We start from the raw sequence: 18,667 nt of genomic DNA, 5'->3' as shown, positions 1-18,667 counted from the left end.
CGAGGCACCCGCCCCTCCCGGTCTGTCACGCCTCGGTGCCGCGCTGCTCGCGCACCATCTCGACGACCTCTTCATACTTCGGGGAGTTCATGAAATTGTCGACCGAGACGTGGATCGAATTCGGCGACTGCGCCTTCGCGCGATCCGTCAGCTGCTGCTGCGTGATCACGAGGTCGGCCGTGCCGTCGAGGTTCGCGATGGCCTGGTTGGTGACGGTGATGCCGTCGACCCCCGCCTTCTTGAACCTGTTGCGCAGCACGCTCGCGCCCATCGCCGACGAGCCCATGCCGGCATCGCAGGCGAACACGACGTTCTCGATACGGCGGTCGGTCGCTACCGCTGCCGGAGCGGCGGCGTTCGCGGCGGATCCGGAGGACGCGCGGAGCGCGTCCATCGCCGCGGAGGACTTGCCCTTGTTCGCCTCGGTCTGTGCGATCGCGGCGCCGAAGGTGTCACCCTCGGCGGCGAGGTCGCTCTTGCGGGAGGCGCGCAGGATCACACCGGTGATGAGGAACGTCACGGCGGCGGCGACGACCACCGACAGGTATACGACGAGGAGGTTGCCGACGCCGCTGCCGATGGCTGCTGCCGTCACGGCGATGATGCTGCCGGGCGCGGCCGGGAAGGCCAGACCGCCGCCCAGGATCATGTTGGTCGTGACACCGGCTGCTCCACCCGCGATCAGCGCGAGGATCGTCGTCGGCTTGCTGAGCGCGTAGGGGAAGTAGATCTCGTGGATTCCGCCGAAGAACTGGATGATCGCCGCTCCCGGTGCCGACGCCTTCGCCGCGCCGACGCCGAAGAACGTGAACGCCAGGAGCAGTCCGAGGCCGGGGCCGGGGTTCGCCTCGATGAGGAAGAGGATCGACTTGCCGTTCTCCGCAGCCTGCTCGATGCCGAGCGGTGTGAACACGCCGTGGTTGATCGCGTTGTTGAGGAACAGCACCTTGGCGGGCTCCACGATGATCGACACGATCGGCAGGAGGCTGAGCGACACGAGCCAGTCGACAGCGGCGCCGAGCACGGCGCTGATGCCGAGCATCACGGGGCCGAAGGCGAAGAACCCGAGGATCGCGAGGATCATGCCGAGGATGCCGGCGGAGAAGTTGTTCACGAGCATCTCGAACCCGGGCCGGATCTTGCCGTCCCACAGTCGGTCCATCTGCTTCGTGATCCAGGCGGCCAGCGGGCCCATGATCATCGCTCCGAGGAACATGGGGATGTTCGTGCCGACGATGACACCCATCGTCGCGATCGTCGCCACGACGCCGCCGCGCTCGCCGTAGACCATACGGCCGGCGGTGTTGGCGATGAGCAGGGGCAGCAGGTAGGTGACCATCGGGCCGACGAGGCCGACGTACGCGAAGATGTTGCCGCCGTCACCTTCGGCGAGTGCCGTCATGGCACCCTGCCAGCCGATGACTGCGGAATCTCCGCCCCCGCCGATGATCTCGGCCACAGGGGCCCAGTGCCACCCGGGGAAGGGTGTCTCCGCGCCGAAGAACCCGGCCGGGATGAACAGCATGGTGATGAATCCCCACGCGATGAACGCGGCGATGTTGGGCATGATCATTCCGGACAGGAACGTGCCGAAGCGCTGCACGCCCGTTCGGAGGTCGCCTGCCTTCGTGGCGGCCGGTGACGTCGTCGTCATGATGTCGTCTCTTTCTGCTGGTGAGGGGGAAGGGGTGCTGTGGCGTCGGCCACGGCGAGGCGGGCTCCGGCGGCGTCGTCTGCCGCCAGTGCCAGTTCGGCGAGGTTGCGGGCCTCGTCGAGGGTTCGGGTGGAGAGCATCCGGCGCACGTCCGCGAGTGCGGAGGGTGCCATCGAGAGGGTCGTCGCGCCGAGGCCGACGAGCACCACGGCGAGCATCGGATCCGCGGCGGCTTCGCCGCAGATGCCGACGGGTTTGCCGAGGCGGGCACCGGCGGCGCCGACCTCGCGCACGAGGCGGAGGACCGCAGGGTGCCACGGGTCCTGGAACCCGGCGACGGAGCCGAGCATGCGATCGGCGGCCATCGTGTACTGGGTGAGGTCGTTGGTGCCGATCGAGGCGAAGTCCGCATGGGCGAGCACCCGATCCGCCAGCAGCGCTGCCGCCGGGACCTCCACCATGACGCCCGCCGTCTTCAGCCCGTACTCACGGGCGAGGGAGGTGAAGTACTGGGTCTCCTCGACGGTCGCGACCATCGGTGCCATGACCCACAGGTCGGCCTCGGTCGCGGCATCCGCCTCAGCGAGCGCCGTCAGCTGCTCGCGCAGGATGTCCTCGCTCGCCCGCAGCGCGCGCAGACCGCGGAGCCCGAGAGCGGGGTTCTCCTCGTGCGCGTCGTTGAGGAACGCCAGGGGCTTGTCGGCGCCGGCATCGAGCATCCGCACGACGACCTTCTTGCCGGGGAAGGCCGCGAGCAGCTCCCGGTAGGCCTCCCGCTGCTGCTCGACGGTCGGCGCCTGGGCCGACGAGAGGAACAGGAACTCGGTGCGGAACAGCCCGACGCCCTCAGCCCCGCGTTCGACGGCATCGGCTGCGTCTGCGGGCTTTCCCAGATTCGCCAGCAGCGGGATCAGCGTGCCGTCGGCGAGGGCGCCGGGAGTCAGCGGTGCGTCGTCTGCCGAGCGTCGGGCGTCCGCGCGCTCGTCGGCACGGTCCTTCTCGTCGTCGGTCGGATCCACGGTCACGATGCCTGCCGCCGCGTCGACGATCACCGACGTGCCCGTGGTGAGATCCGCGGCCGCGGAGGCGCCGACGATCGCGACGATCCCCTTCTCCCTGGCCAGGATCGCGGTGTGCGAGGTGGGGCCGCCGTCGAAGGTCACCAGGGCGAGCACCTGATCGAGATTCAGCAGGGCGGTGTCCGCGGGAGCGAGGTCTCTCGCGACGAGGACGAACGGATGACCCGGGTCCGGCACACCGGGAGCATCCTCGCCCCGGAGTCGGGCGAGAACGCGCTGGGCGATGTCGTCGAGGTCTGCGGCGCGCTCGCCGAGGTAGCCGCCGACGGCCTCCAGTGTCGCGCGGAAGCCGGCGAACGCGTCGTGCACGGCCCACTCAGCGGTGGCGCCGTCGTCGATCCTGGTGTCGACCTCGTCCTGCAGGGTCGGGTCCTCGGCGATCATCGCCTGGGCCTCGAGCACCTCCTGAGCCGAGCCGCCTGCGGACCCGCCGCGAGCCGTGAGCTCCGACGCGACCGCGGCGACGGCCTCGCGCACCCGGGTGCGCTCCACATCGGCGCCCTGCGTGCTCGGAGTGTTCTCGGGTGCGGGCGAGGCCTCGGTCATGCGCACGACGACGCCCTGGGCGACGCCCAGTCCGATGCCGACGCCGCGCATTTCGCTCATGCGCTCTCCTGGTCGTGGTCGGTGGTGAGCAGTTCGGTCAGGGTGTCGAGAACGCCCTCCGCGCCGTCGCCGTCCGCGGTGAGGGTGACGTAGTCGCCATGCTCGACCGCGAGCGCGATGACACCGAGGATGCTGGCGGCGTTGACCGGCTTGCCGGAGTCCTTCGCGATGGTCACCGGGATGCCCGACTCCTTCGCGGCCTGCGCGAACAGCTTCGCGGGGCGGGCGTGGAGTCCGTGGGAGGAGCCGATCCGAACGGTACGGGAGACGGTCATGATGTTCCTTTCGAGGTGGTGTCGGCGAGGATCGAGCGCACGAGCGCCAGCGTGCGGGTGCCGTCGCGGTCGGCGAAGACGTCCTCCGGGAGGACGACGGCACGGGTGCGCGCCACGTCGCGGATGGCGTCGAGGCGATCGGCGAGGTGAGGGCCCACGAGGACGAGGTCGTGCGCGCCTCCGGCGACGGAGTGCTCCATGCCGGCGGACGCGTCCCATTCGAGACCGGCCTCCGACGCCGCTCTGCGGAGCCGCTGCGCGACGAACGTGCTCGACGCGCCAGCGCCGCACACCACGAGGATCCTCATCGATGCTCACCTTTCCTGAGAACAGTCTGGGAACCGCGGGCACCCTCTCGCCAACAGCGTCCTTTCCGCCCCCGCGGAACGTCGGTTCCGGAGCAGGGCGCCCCGCTTACTGACATCATGGGAATCACGTCAGGACAGTGCAGTCGGCACGGAGGAGGGGAGGATCATGTCGCGTCAGCGCCAGGACCAGCTCCTCTCGACCCTCCTCCGCCAGGGCGACTGGGCGACGGCCGCGAGCCTCGCCGATCAGCTCGGGGTGACCCCGCGCAGCATCCGCTCGTATGTGGCTGCCGTGAACGCCCGGACGGGCGACGCGGACGCCGTGGAGTCGGGGCCTGCGGGGTATCGGGCAGGTGCGGGGGCGCGTCGCGCACTGCGCACGCGGCAGAGCGGCGAGTCGGCCCCCAGAGACCGGCTGCACGGACTCGTACGCACGCTCCTCGACGTCCCGACCGGCGTCGACGTGTTCGAGGCGGCGAACGAGCTGCACGTCAGTGAGGCGACCCTCGAGGCGGATCTCTCGCGCGTGCGCGGGCTGCTGGAGGGAACGGAGCTGACCCTGGAGCGCGACCGGGAGATCGTGCGGCTGCGCGGCACCGAGGCGGCGCAGAGGCGGCTGCTCAGCCGCCTCGCTCACGACGAGATGGACGCCGCGTCCTTCCACCCCGAGACCTTCCGGCGCGCGCTCGAGGGCGGTGCGGTCGCGGCGGGGTCTGTCGCGCCCTTCAAATCCGCGCTGGTGGGGGAGCTCGGCGAGCTCGGCTACTACGTCAACGAACTCGCGATCTCCGATGTCCTCCTGCACATCGCGATCGCGGCCGAGCGGGTCGCCGCGGGTCACGCCCTGGAAGCGGGCCCCACGGGGGCGCGTGAGGAGATCCCCCGGGTGGGCGCCGTGATCGCCCGTCTGGCCCACGAGCACTTCTCGGTCACTCTGGGCGACGGCGACAGCAGTCACCTCGCCTCGCTCGTGCTCACGCGCATCGTCGCACCGGGGGAGGATGCCGCCGGCGACGTGGCACGCAGCGGTGTCGACCCCGCCGTCGAGACCGCCGTGAGGGCCGAGATCGCCCGTGCCGCCGAGGACTTCCAGGTCGATCTGGTCGATGAGACCTTCGTGCTGCGCCTGGCGCTGCACGTGCAGAATCTGATGCGGCGTGCCCAGGAGCGCGCGCTGACCCGCAATCCGCTCACCCGCTCGCTGAAGACCTCGTATCCGATGATCTTCGAGGTGGCCGTGTCGATCGCCAGCGGACTGCACGACCGCCTGGGCACGCCGATCCACGACGACGAGATCGCCTACGTGGCCATGCACGTGGGGGGACGGCTCGAGCGCAGCCGCAAGGCGGAGTCGATCCTCACGGCGACGATCGTCTGCCCCGGATACTACGAGCTCCACGAACTGCTGCGATCGAGCGTCGACCGGTCGCTGGGCTCGGCGATCGAGGTCACCAGCGTCATCACGAACGTCGATCCCGACTGGGCGTCCTTCGACACCGACCTGGTGCTCAGCACCATCGAGCCCGGCGTGGTCGGCGATCGGTTCGTGCGCATCCAGCCCTTCCTCACCGACTCCGACGTGGATCGCATCCAGCAGGCCGCGGCCAGGGTGCGCCGGGGGCGACGGCTGACCCGGCTGCGTGCCGAGCTCGCCCGCTACTTCGACGCAGACGCCTTCGTGTACCCGCTCCCCGACGAGGGCGAGGAGGCGATCATCCGACGACTCGGCGGGCTACTCGTCACGGCCGGGCTGATCGGCGAGGACTACGTCGAGAACACCATCGTGCGCGAGCGCATGTCGTCGACGGCGTTCACCGATGCGCTCGCCGTCCCGCACGCGCTGCAGATGACGGCGACGAGGACGGCGATCGCCATCGGTGTGGCCGACGGATCCGCCGCGTGGGGCGAGGGACGGGTGCAGGTGGTCGCGCTCGCCGCCTTCAGCGAGACGGATCGCGCCGCGTTCCAGACGGTCTTCGAGCAGCTCGTCGAGGTGTTCAGCGAGCGCGACAGCGTGCAGCGCATCCTCCGCCGCGGCACCACTTTCGAGACGTTCCTCGACGAGCTCGTCGCCGTCATCGACGGCTGACGCTCAGCGGTCACTCCACCCGCTCTCAGCCGCGGGGGTCGAGGACGGCGGCGAGGGTGCCGAGAACCGCGTCGGCGCCGGCCGACTCCGCGGTCTCGAGCACCACGGCGTCGCCGGGCGCGAGCGCGAGATCCATCAGCGCGAGGACGCTGCTGAGATCCACGACCGCGCCCGACGACGTGCGCAGGGTGACGGCATGCGGATGCGCCTGCACGAGCCGCACGAGCTCGGCGACGGGGCGCGCGTGCACCCCGTTGTGCGCGGTGATGACGACGTGTCTTCTCGGCATCCGGACCCTAGGAGCGTTCTTCCAGGAGCGTCCGCACGGCGGCCTCGAGCCCGCGCACGGTCTCGGCGGCGCCCGTGGCCGAGTCGGCCTTCGCGTCGATGTAGACCTTGAGCTTGGGCTCGGTGCCGCTGGGACGCACGATGATCCGGGAGCCGTCGTCGAGCCGGTAGCGCAGCACGTCGCCCGAAGGCTGCCCCTGCGGGGCATGCAGCAGATCCTGAGCCTCGGCGACCGCCAGGTGTCCGAAGCGCGTCGGCGGCAGCGTGCGCAGCGAGAGCATCACGTCGCCGATGATCGAGAGGTCCTCGACGCGCACCGACACCTGTCCGCTCGCGTAGTGCCCGTAGGTGTCACCGAGCTCGGTGAGCAGTTCGGCGAGCGACCCTCCGCGGGCGTGCGCCTCGGCTGCGAGACCGAGGATCGCGACCGCCGCCGAGATGCCGTCCTTGTCGCGGACCGTCTCGGGGTTGACGAGGTAGCCGAGCGCCTCCTCGAAGCCGAAGGCGATCCCCGGCGCACGCGAGATCCATTTGAATCCGGTGAGGGTCTCGTGGAAGTCCAACCCGTGATGGGCGGCGACCGCACCCAGACCGGGGGAGGAGACCAGCGAGCAGGCCAGTGACGCGCCCGGCGTGCCTGCCGCGGCCCGCGCCGCCCGCGCGCCGAGCAGGAGGCCGACCTCGTTGCCGGTGAGGCGGCGCCAGCCGCTGTCCGACGAGGCGTCGGGGATGGCCACGGCGAGCCTGTCGGCATCGGGGTCGTTCGCCAGGATGAAGTCCGCCTGCACGCGTCGCGCACGTGCGAAGGCGAGATCCATCGCACCGGGTTCCTCGGGGTTGGGGAACGACACCGTGCGGAAGGTCGCATCGGGCTTCAGCTGCTCACCGACGACCATCGGCTGCGGATATCCCGCCGCAGCCACGATCTTCGACAGCGTCTCCCAGCCCACGCCGTGCAGCGCCGTGTACACCCAGCGCAGGTCCGAGGACCCTGCGGGTGCCGGCGACACGGCGGCGGTCGCGGCGATGTACGCCTCGACGACGTCTTCGCCGGCCGTCTCGTACGCCCGCGAGCGCGGGAGCGTCGAGATGTCGCCGTCGTCGGCGATCCTCTGGATGTGCGCGGCGATCTCCGAGTCGGCAGGGGCGACGATCTGCGACCCCTGATCCGCTCCGCCGAGGTACACCTTGTAGCCGTTGTCGTTCGGCGGGTTGTGCGAGGCGGTCACCATCACGCCGGCGTCCGCTCCGAGGTGCCGCACCGCGAAGGCGAGCACCGGTGTCGGCAGGAGCCGGGGGAGGAGGATCGCGCGGAGTCCGGCGCCGGCGAAGAGCTCGGCCGAGTCCGTCGCGAAGACCCGTGAGTTGCGTCGGCCGTCGTAGCCGACGACGACCGTGGGGGTGCGCGCACCCGCGCGCTCGCGCAGGAACGCGGCGAATCCGGCGGCGGCCTGTGCCACCAGCACCCGGTTCATGCGGTTGCTGCCGGCGCCGAGAGCTCCGCGCAGTCCCGCGGTGCCGAAGGCGAGTCGGGTGCCGAAGCGATCCTCGAGGTCGGCGACGGCGGTCTCCTCGCCGCCGGCGGCGCGGGTGATCACGGCGGCGAGTTCGTCACGGGTCTCCGCGTCGGGGTCCTGCCGCATCCACGCGCGAGCCTGCGCGAGGCGTGCCTCGCTCACAGCGCCTCGACCACGCGGGCGAGCAGCGCCGAGATCACAGGCTCCGCCTCGCGGCCGGCCTCGATCACCTCGGCGTGGCTGAGCGGGGTCTTCTGGATGCCTGCCGCGAGGTTCGTGATGAGCGAGAAGCCCAGGATCTCCATACCGGCTTCCCGCGCGGCGATGGCCTCGAGCGCGGTCGACATGCCGACGATGTGGCCGCCCATGTGCTTGGCCATCTGCACCTCGGCCGGTGTCTCGTAGTGCGGTCCGCGGAACTGCGTGTAGACCCCCTCGTCGAGCGACGGGTCGACGCTGCGCGCGATGTCGCGCAGACGGGTGGCGTAGAGATCGGTGAGGTCGATGAACGTCGCGCCCTCGAGCGGAGAGTCGGCCGTGAGGTTGATGTGGTCGCTGATCAGCACGGGCTGGCCGGGGGTCCAGGTCTCGCGCACGCCGCCCGCGCCGTTGGTGAGCACCATAATCTTGGCCCCGGTGGCCGCGGCCGTGCGCACCGAGTGCACGACACGACGGACTCCGTGGTTCTCGTAGTAGTGGGTGCGGGCGCCGATGACGAGCACGTTCTTGCCGTCGGGGGTGCGGATGCTGCGCAGAGTGCCGACATGGCCCTCGAGGGCGGGCTTGGAGAAGCCGGTGACCTCGGTCGCCGGGATGGTCGCTGTGGTCTCGCCGATGATGTCGGCGGCCTTGCCCCAGCCGCTGCCGAGGGTCAGAGCGATGTCGTGCTTCTCGACTCCGGTCAGGCGCGCGATGTCTGCGGCTGCGGCTGCGGCGACCTCGAACGGGTTCGCATTCGGGTCGTCGAGGGGGTTGCTGTGTGTTTCGGACATGGATCCACTCTAGGAAGGTGCAGGCTCGGGGGCCAGGATTGCGGAAGAATGGAGACCATGTCTTCCACCCCTTTTGAGCGCACTCAGCGCGTCGCCGTCCTCGGTGGCGGTCCCGGCGGTTATGAAGCGGCCCTCGCGGCCGCTCAGCTCGGAGCCGAGGTGACCCTGGTCGAGCGTGTGGGCGTCGGAGGAGCGGCCGTGCTCACCGACGTCGTCCCGTCGAAGAGCCTGATCGCCACGGCCGATGCCGCCGTCGCGATCTCGGAGGCCTCGGACCTCGGCGTGCAGTTCTACGCGAAGGGCGAGCACGGCAAGCCGCTCAAGCCCGAGATCGCGATCAACCTGGCCGCCGTCAACAAGCGACTCATCGCACTGGCGGGTCAGCAGTCCGAGGACATGCGCACGACTCTGCTCGACGCCGGCGTGCGGATCCTCTCCGGACACGGCCGCCTCGAGGGGCCGAACGCGATCGTCGTCTCGACCGGCCAGGACGGCACCGACTTCGATCGCATCGAAGCCGACACGATCATCGTCGCCGTCGGGGCCTCGCCCCGCGAGCTCGACTCCGCGAAGCCCGACGGCACGCGCATCCTCACCTGGACGCAGCTGTATGACATGAAGGCGCTGCCCGAGCACCTCATCGTCGTCGGCTCCGGGGTGACCGGTGCCGAGTTCGCATCGGCGTACATGAACCTCGGCGCGAAGGTGACCCTCGTCTCCAGCCGCGAGCAGGTGCTGCCGGGCGAGGACCAGGACGCCGCGCAGGTGCTCGAGAAGGTGTTCACACGTGGCGGCATGACGGTGCTCTCCAAGGCTCGTGCCGAGAAGGTCGAGGTGACGAAGGACGGCGTCGTCGCCACCCTCTCCGACGGGCGCACGGTCGAGGGCAGCCACTGCCTGATGGCCGTCGGATCCATTCCGAACACGGCGGGCATCGGGCTCGAAGAGGCGGGCGTCGAGCTCACCGAGCAGGGCAACATCCGTGTCAATCGCGTCGCGCGCACCTCCGTGCCCAACGTGTACGCGGTCGGCGACTGCACGAACTTCTTCCCGCTGGCATCCGTCGCGTCGATGCAGGGCCGCACGGCCGTGTTCCACGCACTGGGCGACATCGTCATCCCGCTGGAGCTGATCAAGATCACCTCGAACATCTTCACCGCGCCCGAGATCGCGACGGTCGGCTACTCCCAGAAAGACGTCGAGGAGGGCATCGCCGACGGGCTCGTCTACAAGCTCCCGCTGGCGGCGAACCCGCGCGCCAAGATGATGGGCATCAAGGACGGCTTCGTGAAGCTGATCGCCCGCAAGGGATCCGGCACCGTGATCGGCGGCGTGATTGTGGCGCCCAAGGCCTCCGAGCTGATCTACCCGATCGCCGTCGCGGTCGAGCGTCGTCTGACCGTCGACCAGGTGTCCCGCGTGTTCGCGGCGTACCCGTCGCTGTCGAGCAGCATCACCGACGCGAGTCGGGCCATGCACCTCGTCAACGCGAAGATCACCTGACCTCTGCGGCATCCGCAGCGCACGAGAAGAGGCGCCCCGCATCAGCGGGGCGCCTCTTCTCGTCGACGTCGTGGTCAGCTGATGGTGAGCAGCTGGTGGCCGGCCGAGACCGTCGCCCCGGCGACCGCTCCGATGTTGCCGATCGTGCCGTCCTTGTGCGCCTGCAGCGGCTGCTCCATCTTCATCGCCTCGAGCACGACGACGAGGTCGCCCTTGACGACCTGCTGCCCCTCTTCGACGGCGACCTTGACGACGGTGGCCTGCATGGGCGACTTGACGGCGTCGCCGGAGGCGCCGGCGCTCACCGAGGTGGCATGGTTGCGTCGCGACGGCGGCACGGCGGCCGGACGGCCGGTGGTTCCTGCGGCGACGGCGACACGGTCGGGGAGGCTGACCTCGAGACGTTTTCCGGCGACCTCGACGACCACCGTGTGGCGGCTCTCCGCGGCCGACGGCGACTCCAGCTCGCCGTCCCATGCGGGGATGTCGTTGTCGAACTCCGTCTCGATCCAGCGGGTGAAGACCCCGAACTCGCCGTTCTCCGCTGTGAAGGCGGCGTCGCGCACGACCTTGCGGTGGAAGGGGAGGACGGTGGGAAGACCCGCGACCTCGAACTCGTCGAGGGCTCGTCGCGAGCGCTCGAGGGCCTCGGCGCGGTCCTTGCCGGTGACGATGATCTTCGCGAGCAGCGAGTCGAACGCGCCCGACACGGAATCGCCGGCGGTGACGCCGGAGTCGAGCCGGATGCCGGGGCCGCCGAAGGTCTTGAAGACGTGGATGGGGCCGGGCTGCGGCAGGAAGCCGCGACCGGGGTCCTCGCCGTTGATGCGGAACTCGATGGAGTGGCCGGTGGGGGCGGGGTCCTCGTAGTCGATGGTGCCGCCGGCGGCGATGCGGAACTGCTCGCGCACGAGATCGATGCCGGTGACCTCCTCGGACACCGGGTGCTCGACCTGGAGGCGGGTGTTGACCTCGAGGAACGACACGGTGCCGTCGGCGCCGATGAGGAACTCGCAGGTTCCCGCACCCACGTAGCCGACCTCCTTGAGGATGGCCTTGGACGCGGAGTACAGCTGCGCGTTCTGCTCGTCGGTGAGGAACGGCGCGGGCGCCTCCTCGACCAGCTTCTGATGGCGGCGCTGCAGCGAGCAGTCGCGGGTCGAGATGACGACGACGTTGCCCTCGGCGTCCGCCAGACACTGCGTCTCGACGTGGCGCGGCTTGTCGAGGTACTTCTCGACGAAGCACTCGCCGCGTCCGAACGCGCTGACCGCCTCTCGGGTGGCCGACTCGAACAGCTCGGCGACCTCGTCGAGCTCGCGCGCGACCTTCAGGCCGCGACCGCCGCCGCCGTAGGCCGCCTTGATCGCGATCGGGAGACCGAACTCCTGCGCGAAGGCGATAACCTCGTCGGCGCCCGAGACCGGACCGGGCGTTCCGGGGGCGAGCGGGGCTCCCACCTTCTCAGCCACGTGGCGGGCGGTGACCTTGTCTCCCAGTGCCTCGATGGCCTCGGGGGAGGGGCCGATCCAGGTCATCCCCGCACCGATCACGGCACGGGCGAACTCCGCGTTCTCTGCGAGGAAGCCGTAGCCGGGGTGCACGGCGTCAGCGCCGGCGCGACGGGCGACCGAGAGGATCTTCTCGATCTGCAGGTAGGTCTCGGCGCTGGTGGATCCGCCGAGGGCGTAGGCCTCGTCGGCGAGACGGGTGTGCAGGGCGTCGCGGTCCTGGTCGGCGTAGACGGCGACCGAGGCGATCCCGGAGTCCCGAGCGGCACGGATGATTCGGACGGCGATCTCGCCGCGGTTGGCGATGAGCACCTTGGCGATATCAGGCATGATTGCCAGCCTAGCGAGAAGGCTCACGATCCATTTGACGACTCTCCACAAGAAAGACGCGAAAACGTCGAGCGGACCCTACGACCAGAGGTCCGTCCACCGCACACCGAGATCGCCGGCGAGTCGGCGCACCGTCGACAGCGACATCCCGACGACCGTGGAGGGGTCGCCCTCGACGCGGGTGATGAAGGCTCCTCCGAGGCTGTCCACGGTGAAGGCGCCCGCGACGAGCAGCGGCTCCCCGGAGGCGACGTACGCGGCGATCTCGGCATCGGTCACATCGTCGGCGAAGGTCACCGCGGCTTCGGCGGTCGCCGTCGCCTCGACCGGCTCCGTGTCGGGGGAGACCCGGAAGACGGAGTGCCCGGAGTGCAGGATCCCGGTGGCGCCGCGCATCTCCCTCCACCGTCGGGTCGCCTCCTCCGCCGTGTAGGGCTTGCCGTACACCCGGCCGTCGAGGGCGAACATCGAGTCGCCCCCGATCACGATGCCGTCGAAGGAGCCGTCGGCCGCGAGCCGGTGCGCGACGTCCGCGGCCTTGGCCCTGGCCAGCAGAAGCACGAGATCGGCGGGAGGCAGATCGGCGCCTCTCCCCGCCGCCGCGGCCGCGGCCACCGCATCTTCATCGACGTCGGGTGACAGGGTCAGCGGCTCGATCCCGGCCTGTCGCAGCAGCATCAGACGGGCGGGGGAGGTGGAGGCGAGGCAGACGCGCATGTGCACCACCGTATCCTCGAAGGATGACTTCCTCCCCAGCCCTGCTCGATCTGGACATCACCGGCATCGCGCACGGCGGCACCTTCATCGCCCGCCACGACGGACGCGTCGTCTTCGTCTCCGACGCGATTCCGGGTGAGCGGGTGCGCGCCCGTCTCACCGCCGACTCCACCGACGAGTCGAAGAGCTTCTGGCGCGCGGAGACGGTGGAGGTCCTCGACGCCTCGCCGCACCGTCGCCCCCACATCTGGACGGAGGCTGACGTCTCCCGGGCGCCGGAGGACCGACCCGGAGGTGCCGACCTCGGGCACATCGACCTGGCCCACCAGCGCACCCTCAAGCGTCAGGTGCTGACCGAGGCCCTCGACCGGTTCGCCGGCCCGGGGCTCGAGGCGCCCGAGATCGAGGCGGTCGACTCGACCGACGGCACCGGATGGCGCACCAGGGTCACTCTGCACGTCGACGACGAGGGGCGGGTCGGGCCCTACGCCGCGCGCAGCCACCGGGTGATCCCCGTCGGCTCGCACCCCCTCGCGCGCCCGGCGATCGCGAAGGCCGCGCTGCGCCTCCAGGGCGGGGAGGCGGGCAGCGTCGACCTGGTCGAACCCGGCGACGGCACGGTCCGCGTCATCCGCCGCGAGCGGCTCGACGAGCGCCCGGCACGAGGACAGGGCCGTCGGCCCGCTCCGGAGGTCGTCTACGAGCAGGTCGGCGACCGTCGCTTCCAGCTCGACGCCGGCGGTTTCTGGCAGGTGCACCCGCGGGCGGCGTCGGTGCTCGACGGTGCCGTCTACGGGATCCTCGACGGGCACGTCGATCCGGAGGCCGCCCACCTCGACCTCTACGGCGGAGTCGGGCTGTTCGCCGCATCCCTCGCCGACCTCGGCGCCACCGACATCGTGACGGTCGAGTCCAGCAAGAGGGCGACGGCGCACGCGCAGCAGAACCTCGCGGGGAGGGGAGTGAAGGCGGTGACGGCCCGAGTCGACCGCTACCTGGCCGGCCTTCCCGCAGGCACTCGCACCGGTGCCGTCGTGCTCGACCCGCCCCGAGCGGGAGCCGGCCGAGCGGTCGTCGATGCGCTGCACGCCCTCGCGCCGGAGGCGATCGCCTACGTCGCGTGCGACCCCGTGGCGCTGGCTCGCGACCTCGGAACGTTCCGTCAGCACGGGTGGAACGTCGGCACTCTGCGAGGCTTCGACCTCTTCCCCCACTCGCACCACTTCGAGGTCGTCGCGCTCCTCACCCGGTGACAGGGCCGCCGTCGCCGCACTCAGTAGGCTGGGGGGATGAGCAGGGTCGCACTGATCGACGATCACGAGTCCGTCCGCCTCGGTCTGGAAGCGGCGTGCGCCCGAGACGGAGCGCAGACGGTGGTCTTCTCCGGGAGCACGGTGGTGTCGTATCTCGATTGGCGTTCCGCGACGTCCGAGCCGTCGGCCGACGTGGTCGTCCTCGATCTCACGCTCGGTGACGGCACGACGGTGACCGAGAACGTCCGATCCCTCGTCGACGACGGAGCCAGCGTCGTCATCCACAGCGTCGCCGATCGACCGGCGGCGGTGCGTGAGGCGCTCGCCGCGGGTGCCGCGGGAGTCGTCAGCAAGTCCTCCGCGCTGGACGACGTGCTCGACGCGATCGGGACGGTCGCCGACGGCGAGCCGCTCAACAACGTGGAATGGGCCAGCGCCGTCGACGGCGACCGTGATTTCGCCGACGCGCAGCTGTCGGCCCGGGAACGCGATGTGCTGCGTCTGTACGCCGCGGGCCTGCCGTTGAAGGCTGTCGCCGAGCGCCTCGGCGTCGCCTATTCGACCGCCAAGGAGAACATCACGCGCATCCGGGTGAAGTACGTCGAGGTCGGACGACCGGCACCCACGAAGGTCGATCTCCTGCGCCGCGCGATGGAGGACGGGATCGTCGCCCCAGACGGGACCCCGAGTGCCCACTGACCCGCTCAGCATCCGCGAGGCCTGGTCCACGATCCCCTCCCCGGGGAGCGTGGAATCCGAGTTCGAGCGATTCACCGGCAAGCGCATGGAGCGCATCCTCGCGACCGTCGTGGCTCTCGGCTCCGGTGTCCTCGGGACGCAGGCGCTGATCGCCGCGATCACGACCACGACCTGGTCGGATGCCTCGCGGGTCGCGATGGTGCTGGTCGTCTTCGTCCCGCTGCTGGGGATGCTGATCGCCTGTGTCACCGGACGCGCGGTGCGCATCGCGGCGGGGATCTTCGCGATCCTCTACGTCATCGCGCTGGGCGCCTGGCCGATCGTCGTCGACCCGGCGGCCAGGGCGACGGATCAGCCGTGGATCTTCTTCCTCGTCAACGTCGGCGTGGTCGCGGCCGTGCTCGCCTTCCCCCTCTGGCTCCAGCTGTCATGGGCGGTGGCACTGCCCTTCGTCTACGGCTACGTCCGGCTCGTCGAGGGTGGCTTCTCGCGCGAGTACTGGGTGACGACGGCCTTCGATGTGTCGTTCACCCTGATTCTCGGCATCGTCATCATCGCGTTGGGCTGGATGTTCCGTTCGGTCGCGGCGGGCGTCGACGACGCGCGCACCCGCGCCGTGGCCTCGTATGCGGGTGCCGCTGCCGCCGCCGCCGCCGAGGAGGAGCGTGCCGCGATGTCCGCCCTCATGCATGACAGCGTCCTCGCCGCTCTCATCGCCGCCGAGCGCGCTGACGGGGAACGGGCCCGGGACCTCGCCGTGGGCATGGCACGCGAAGCGCTGACCCGTCTCGCCAACACCGAGGCCGCGGTCGCGGAGGAGGGGAGCGACGAACCGGTCGGCGCCGCGCAGATCGTGGTCGAGCTGCGACGTGCGCTCTCCGAACTGGGCGCTGATGCGATCGTCGAAGAGCGGGGCGGCATCGGGCTCATCCCGGGGCGCGCGGCACGTGCCCTCGTTCTCGCCGCTCGCCAGGCTCTCGGCAACGCGGTCGCGCATGCGCAGGGGAGAGGGCTGCACATCATCGCCGAGGGGCGGGGGGAGGAGGGGATCAGCCTCACGATCTCCGACTCGGGGCCGGGCTTCGACCTCCGGGAGATCGGGGAGGATCGGCTCGGCATCAGCGCGTCCATCCTCGCGCGCATGGCCGGGGTCGCCGGAACCGCCGACATCGAGTCGAGCGAGTGCGGAACGAAGGTCACGCTGGGATGGGAACGCCGATGACGTGGACGGTGCGCAGTGTCGCGACCTCGCTCGCGGTGGGCTTCGCGATGTACTTCGCGGCGCGCGGCGTGTGGTGGATCGAGCAGCCCACGGCCCCCCTGCTCATGGTGGCGGCCATCGGCCTGTACCTGGTGGTGGTGAACGTCGCGATCCTCTGGGACTCCGCCGTCTCGGTGCGGATGCCGCTCTGGGCCGGTCTCCTCGCCCTCCTGTCGAGCGTGCTCATTCCCGTGCTGGTGACGTTCTCGCTCGATCCGCTGACGCTCACCGCGCCTTTCGCGACCTGGTACATCGGCGCTCTCGGCGTGCTGGGCGTCGTCTGCGTCGTGCGCCGACGGTTCGTGATCGGGTGGCTCGTCGTGCTCGCCCTCCTGGGGGCGTCGTCAATCTTCCTCGGTCCCGTGGTCGCGCTGTCGCTCGGTGTCGTCGGATCGTTCATGTGGGTCGCGGTCGCACATCTTCTGGTCATGTTCTGGGATCGCGCCGTGCGTGACGCGGAGCGGCTCGCCGGCATCCAGCAGGCGGTCTCGGCGTGGCACGCCACTCAGCAGGTCAGGCAGAAGGAACGGCGACTGCGGACGCAGTTCGCGCTGGCGGTCGCCGGCCCCGTGCTGACCCGCGCGGTGGCGACGGGCGGTGTGCTCGATGAGGAGGAGCGGCTCCGTGCCCGCCTCGCAGAAGGGCGGCTCCGAGACGAGCTGCGCGGTGCCGATCTGCTGAACGACGCGGTGCGGGATGCGATCGAGGACGCTCGGCGGCGCGGTGCGGTCGTGACGGTGTTCGACGAGGGCGGATTGGACGACGTCGATGAGGATCGCCGTGCGGCGATCCGCGACGAACTGGCGGGGGTGCTCCGGGCGGCGGAGGCCGAGCGGTGGATCATCCGTGCTGCGAGGGACGCGCGGACGGCGGTCACGGTGGTGGGCCGAGCGGGCTCTCGTGGAGCGGGTGACGACGACGCGGTCGACGTGTGGCACGAGATCGCCCGCGACGCCGCAGCGGAGTGACCCGTGTGCGGCACCTCGGCTCCGGCCGGGGGAGGGAGCCGGAGACGAGGTCGAAGAGAGTGGGCGAGGGGCGGCGATCACGCCAGCCCCTCGCCATGCGGACAGTTACCCGAAAACCGTCCGCTGGTGGCCGATCTGCGTCTGTCTACCCTGTGACAGAGAGACCAGCCGAACGCGAAGCGTCCCCCTAAGTCTGACGCGTCTGCGGGCGGATGTATGTAGGTATTTTGGGGGACAAGATTCCGGGTCGATGAGAGAGGATGGGGCATGGGTACGCGCCGAGGGACCAACCTCCCCAGGATGGGGGACTTCAATCAGTCCGTGATCCTCGAGGGCATCCGCCGCTCCGCCGCGGGGCTCAGTCGCATCGAGCTCGTGGACATCACCGGCCTCTCGGCGCAGACCGTCACGAACATCACCCGCCGGCTGCTCGACGACGGGGTGATCGCCGAGGCCGGCCGCACGATCAACGGCCCGGGCAAGCCTCGAGTCACGCTGCGTCTGGTCGCCGAGAGCCGTTTCTCGGTCGGCGTTCACCTCGATCCTGCACTGATCACGGTCGTGCTCCTGAATCTCGCGGGGCAGGTCGTCGGTCGACGGGTGCAGCCGACCGCGGATCAGGATCCGCAGCGTGTCGTCGCGACCATCGCGCAGACGATCGACGCCGTGCTCGATGAGTCCGGGATCGACCGCGGCCTGGTGGCGGGGGTCGGCGTCGCGGTCCCCGGTCCGCTCGACGCCGAGAAGGGCACGGTGATCGATCCGCCGAAGCTGATGGGGTGGCACCGGGTGCCGTTGCGTTCCGCGCTCGCGGAGGCGACGGGACTGAGTGTCACGATCGAGAAGGACACCACGGCTGCGGCCGTCGGAGATCTGTGGACGAGCAGGTCGAAGGCGGGGGGATCCTTCGTGTTCATCTACCTCGGCACCGGGATCGGCTCCGCTCTGGTCCGTGACGGCGAGGTCGTCACGGGCTCCTCCCACAATTTCGGTGAGATCGGGCACATCATGGTCGATCCCGATGGACCCGACTGCGCCTGCGGGGGGCGGGGGTGCGTCGAGGTCATGTGCACGCCGCGGGCGATCGTCGAGCAGGCGGTCGCGGCAGGGGTGTTCGACGGCGACGGGGAGGCGTCGGATGGCCCGCACGCCGAGGACATGGACTCGCGTCTGACCCGGCTGTGCGAGCGAGCGTCGGCCGGAGAGGCCGGTGCCGCGCGTGTGCTGCGTCGCTCGGCCGGGCACTTCGCGGTGCTGATCTCCGTGCTGACCAACGTGCTCGATGTCGACCGCGTCGTTCTGGGCGGGCCGTTCTGGGACAGACTGTCGGACGTCTACCTGCGCGAGATCCCCGGGCCCCTCCGCTTGCGCAACGCCACGCGCTCCGTCCGCGAGATCCCCGTGGAGGGGACGGTCGTGGGGGAGGACGGAGGTGCTGTGGGGGCGGCGTGCGTCGTTCTGGACGCGATGCTGACACCCCGCGCGTCGGACCTGTACCTCGATGACTGAACGTCTCGTCAGTTCGTATACCGGAATACTGGTTGATCTTCGTGGAGTGATTACTCCACTCGATATACTAGAGAGCGGATGCGCCGACGGGTCATCCTGATGCGCGAC

16 protein-coding genes are annotated in these 18,667 nt (G+C 70.3%); 7 read left to right on the top strand and 9 right to left on the bottom strand.

Features of this window, described 5'->3' with window-relative positions:
• Nucleotides 1-25: 25 nt before the first annotated feature.
• The 4 genes from DXT68_RS11420 to DXT68_RS11405 are packed head-to-tail and all read right to left on the bottom strand — an operon-like array spanning nt 26 to nt 3,922.
• Entirely contained in the window at nt 26-1,654 is a 1,629-nt protein-coding gene (locus DXT68_RS11420) for a PTS mannitol transporter subunit IIBC (protein WP_045253514.1), read from the bottom strand.
• Nucleotides 1,651-3,339 carry a phosphoenolpyruvate--protein phosphotransferase gene (gene ptsP / locus DXT68_RS11415; RefSeq protein WP_045253513.1) on the bottom strand — a complete coding sequence of 563 codons (1,689 nt, stop codon included), beginning with the start codon at nt 3,337-3,339 and terminating at the stop codon, nt 1,651-1,653. Before ptsP ends, DXT68_RS11420 begins: the two co-directional genes overlap by 4 nt.
• Nucleotides 3,336-3,614, bottom strand: coding sequence for an HPr family phosphocarrier protein (locus DXT68_RS11410; protein ID WP_045253512.1), 279 nt, complete (start codon nt 3,612-3,614; stop codon nt 3,336-3,338). The genes ptsP and DXT68_RS11410 overlap by 4 nt, the downstream gene beginning before the upstream one ends.
• Complete coding sequence (locus DXT68_RS11405; RefSeq protein ID WP_045253511.1) at nt 3,611-3,922, bottom strand: PTS sugar transporter subunit IIB; 312 nt, start codon at nt 3,920-3,922, stop codon at nt 3,611-3,613. Before DXT68_RS11405 ends, DXT68_RS11410 begins: the two co-directional genes overlap by 4 nt.
• Before the next feature lie 166 nt (nt 3,923-4,088).
• Here DXT68_RS11405 and DXT68_RS11400 point away from each other — a divergent pair, with 166 nt between their 5' ends.
• Entirely contained in the window at nt 4,089-6,011 is a 1,923-nt protein-coding gene (locus DXT68_RS11400) for a BglG family transcription antiterminator (RefSeq protein ID WP_045253510.1), read from the top strand.
• A 25-nt stretch (nt 6,012-6,036) separates the two neighbouring features.
• Here the strand turns inward: DXT68_RS11400 and DXT68_RS11395 are convergent, their stop codons facing one another.
• From DXT68_RS11395 to DXT68_RS11385, 3 genes are read right to left on the bottom strand one after another with little or no spacing between them, the layout of a single operon-like run.
• The gene (locus DXT68_RS11395) at nt 6,037-6,300 is read right to left on the bottom strand and encodes an HPr family phosphocarrier protein (RefSeq protein WP_045253509.1); all 264 of its coding nucleotides are present in this window, start codon (nt 6,298-6,300) and stop codon (nt 6,037-6,039) included.
• Between the two features lie 7 nt (nt 6,301-6,307).
• On the bottom strand, nt 6,308-7,978 hold the full coding sequence (locus DXT68_RS11390) for a phospho-sugar mutase (RefSeq protein ID WP_045253508.1): 1,671 nt from the start codon (nt 7,976-7,978) through the stop codon (nt 6,308-6,310).
• Nucleotides 7,975-8,808 carry a purine-nucleoside phosphorylase gene (locus tag DXT68_RS11385; protein WP_045253507.1) on the bottom strand — a complete coding sequence of 278 codons (834 nt, stop codon included), beginning with the start codon at nt 8,806-8,808 and terminating at the stop codon, nt 7,975-7,977. The genes DXT68_RS11390 and DXT68_RS11385 overlap by 4 nt, the downstream gene beginning before the upstream one ends.
• A 48-nt stretch (nt 8,809-8,856) precedes the next feature.
• On the opposite strand from DXT68_RS11385, the gene DXT68_RS11380 reads away from it, so the two are divergent.
• Nucleotides 8,857-10,311: an NAD(P)H-quinone dehydrogenase gene (locus tag DXT68_RS11380; RefSeq protein ID WP_174233208.1), complete on the top strand. Its 1,455-nt coding sequence runs from the start codon at nt 8,857-8,859 to the stop codon at nt 10,309-10,311.
• Between the two features lie 74 nt (nt 10,312-10,385).
• Here DXT68_RS11380 and DXT68_RS11375 read toward each other — a convergent pair whose 3' ends face one another.
• Together DXT68_RS11375 and DXT68_RS11370 are read right to left on the bottom strand one after the other, a co-directional pair.
• Nucleotides 10,386-12,152 (bottom strand): acetyl/propionyl/methylcrotonyl-CoA carboxylase subunit alpha, encoded by a 1,767-nt coding sequence (locus tag DXT68_RS11375; protein ID WP_045253506.1) that lies wholly within the window; start codon nt 12,150-12,152, stop codon nt 10,386-10,388.
• A gap of 78 nt (nt 12,153-12,230) precedes the next feature.
• Complete coding sequence (locus DXT68_RS11370; protein WP_045253573.1) at nt 12,231-12,869, bottom strand: Maf family protein; 639 nt, start codon at nt 12,867-12,869, stop codon at nt 12,231-12,233.
• Between the two features lie 23 nt (nt 12,870-12,892).
• Between DXT68_RS11370 and DXT68_RS11365 the strand changes: the two genes are divergently transcribed.
• From DXT68_RS11365 to DXT68_RS11345, 5 genes are all read left to right on the top strand, one after another.
• Nucleotides 12,893-14,122, top strand: coding sequence for a class I SAM-dependent RNA methyltransferase (locus DXT68_RS11365; RefSeq protein ID WP_045253505.1), 1,230 nt, complete (start codon nt 12,893-12,895; stop codon nt 14,120-14,122).
• Between the two features lie 36 nt (nt 14,123-14,158).
• Complete coding sequence (locus DXT68_RS11360; RefSeq protein WP_045253504.1) at nt 14,159-14,821, top strand: response regulator transcription factor; 663 nt, start codon at nt 14,159-14,161, stop codon at nt 14,819-14,821.
• Nucleotides 14,811-16,043 (top strand): sensor histidine kinase, encoded by a 1,233-nt coding sequence (locus DXT68_RS11355; protein WP_052677662.1) that lies wholly within the window; start codon nt 14,811-14,813, stop codon nt 16,041-16,043. Before DXT68_RS11360 ends, DXT68_RS11355 begins: the two co-directional genes overlap by 11 nt.
• On the top strand, nt 16,040-17,050 hold the full coding sequence (locus DXT68_RS11350; RefSeq protein WP_045253571.1) for a hypothetical protein: 1,011 nt from the start codon (nt 16,040-16,042) through the stop codon (nt 17,048-17,050). The genes DXT68_RS11355 and DXT68_RS11350 overlap by 4 nt, the downstream gene beginning before the upstream one ends.
• A gap of 267 nt (nt 17,051-17,317) precedes the next feature.
• Nucleotides 17,318-18,559, top strand: a complete 1,242-nt coding sequence (locus tag DXT68_RS11345) for an ROK family transcriptional regulator (RefSeq protein WP_244268151.1) — start codon at nt 17,318-17,320, stop codon at nt 18,557-18,559.
• Nucleotides 18,560-18,667: the final 108 nt, after the last annotated feature.

Source organism: Microbacterium foliorum (assembly GCF_003367705.1).
Classification (GTDB): Bacteria; Actinomycetota; Actinomycetes; order Actinomycetales; family Microbacteriaceae; genus Microbacterium; species Microbacterium foliorum.
This window is presented reverse-complemented; position numbering and strand designations above follow the sequence as displayed.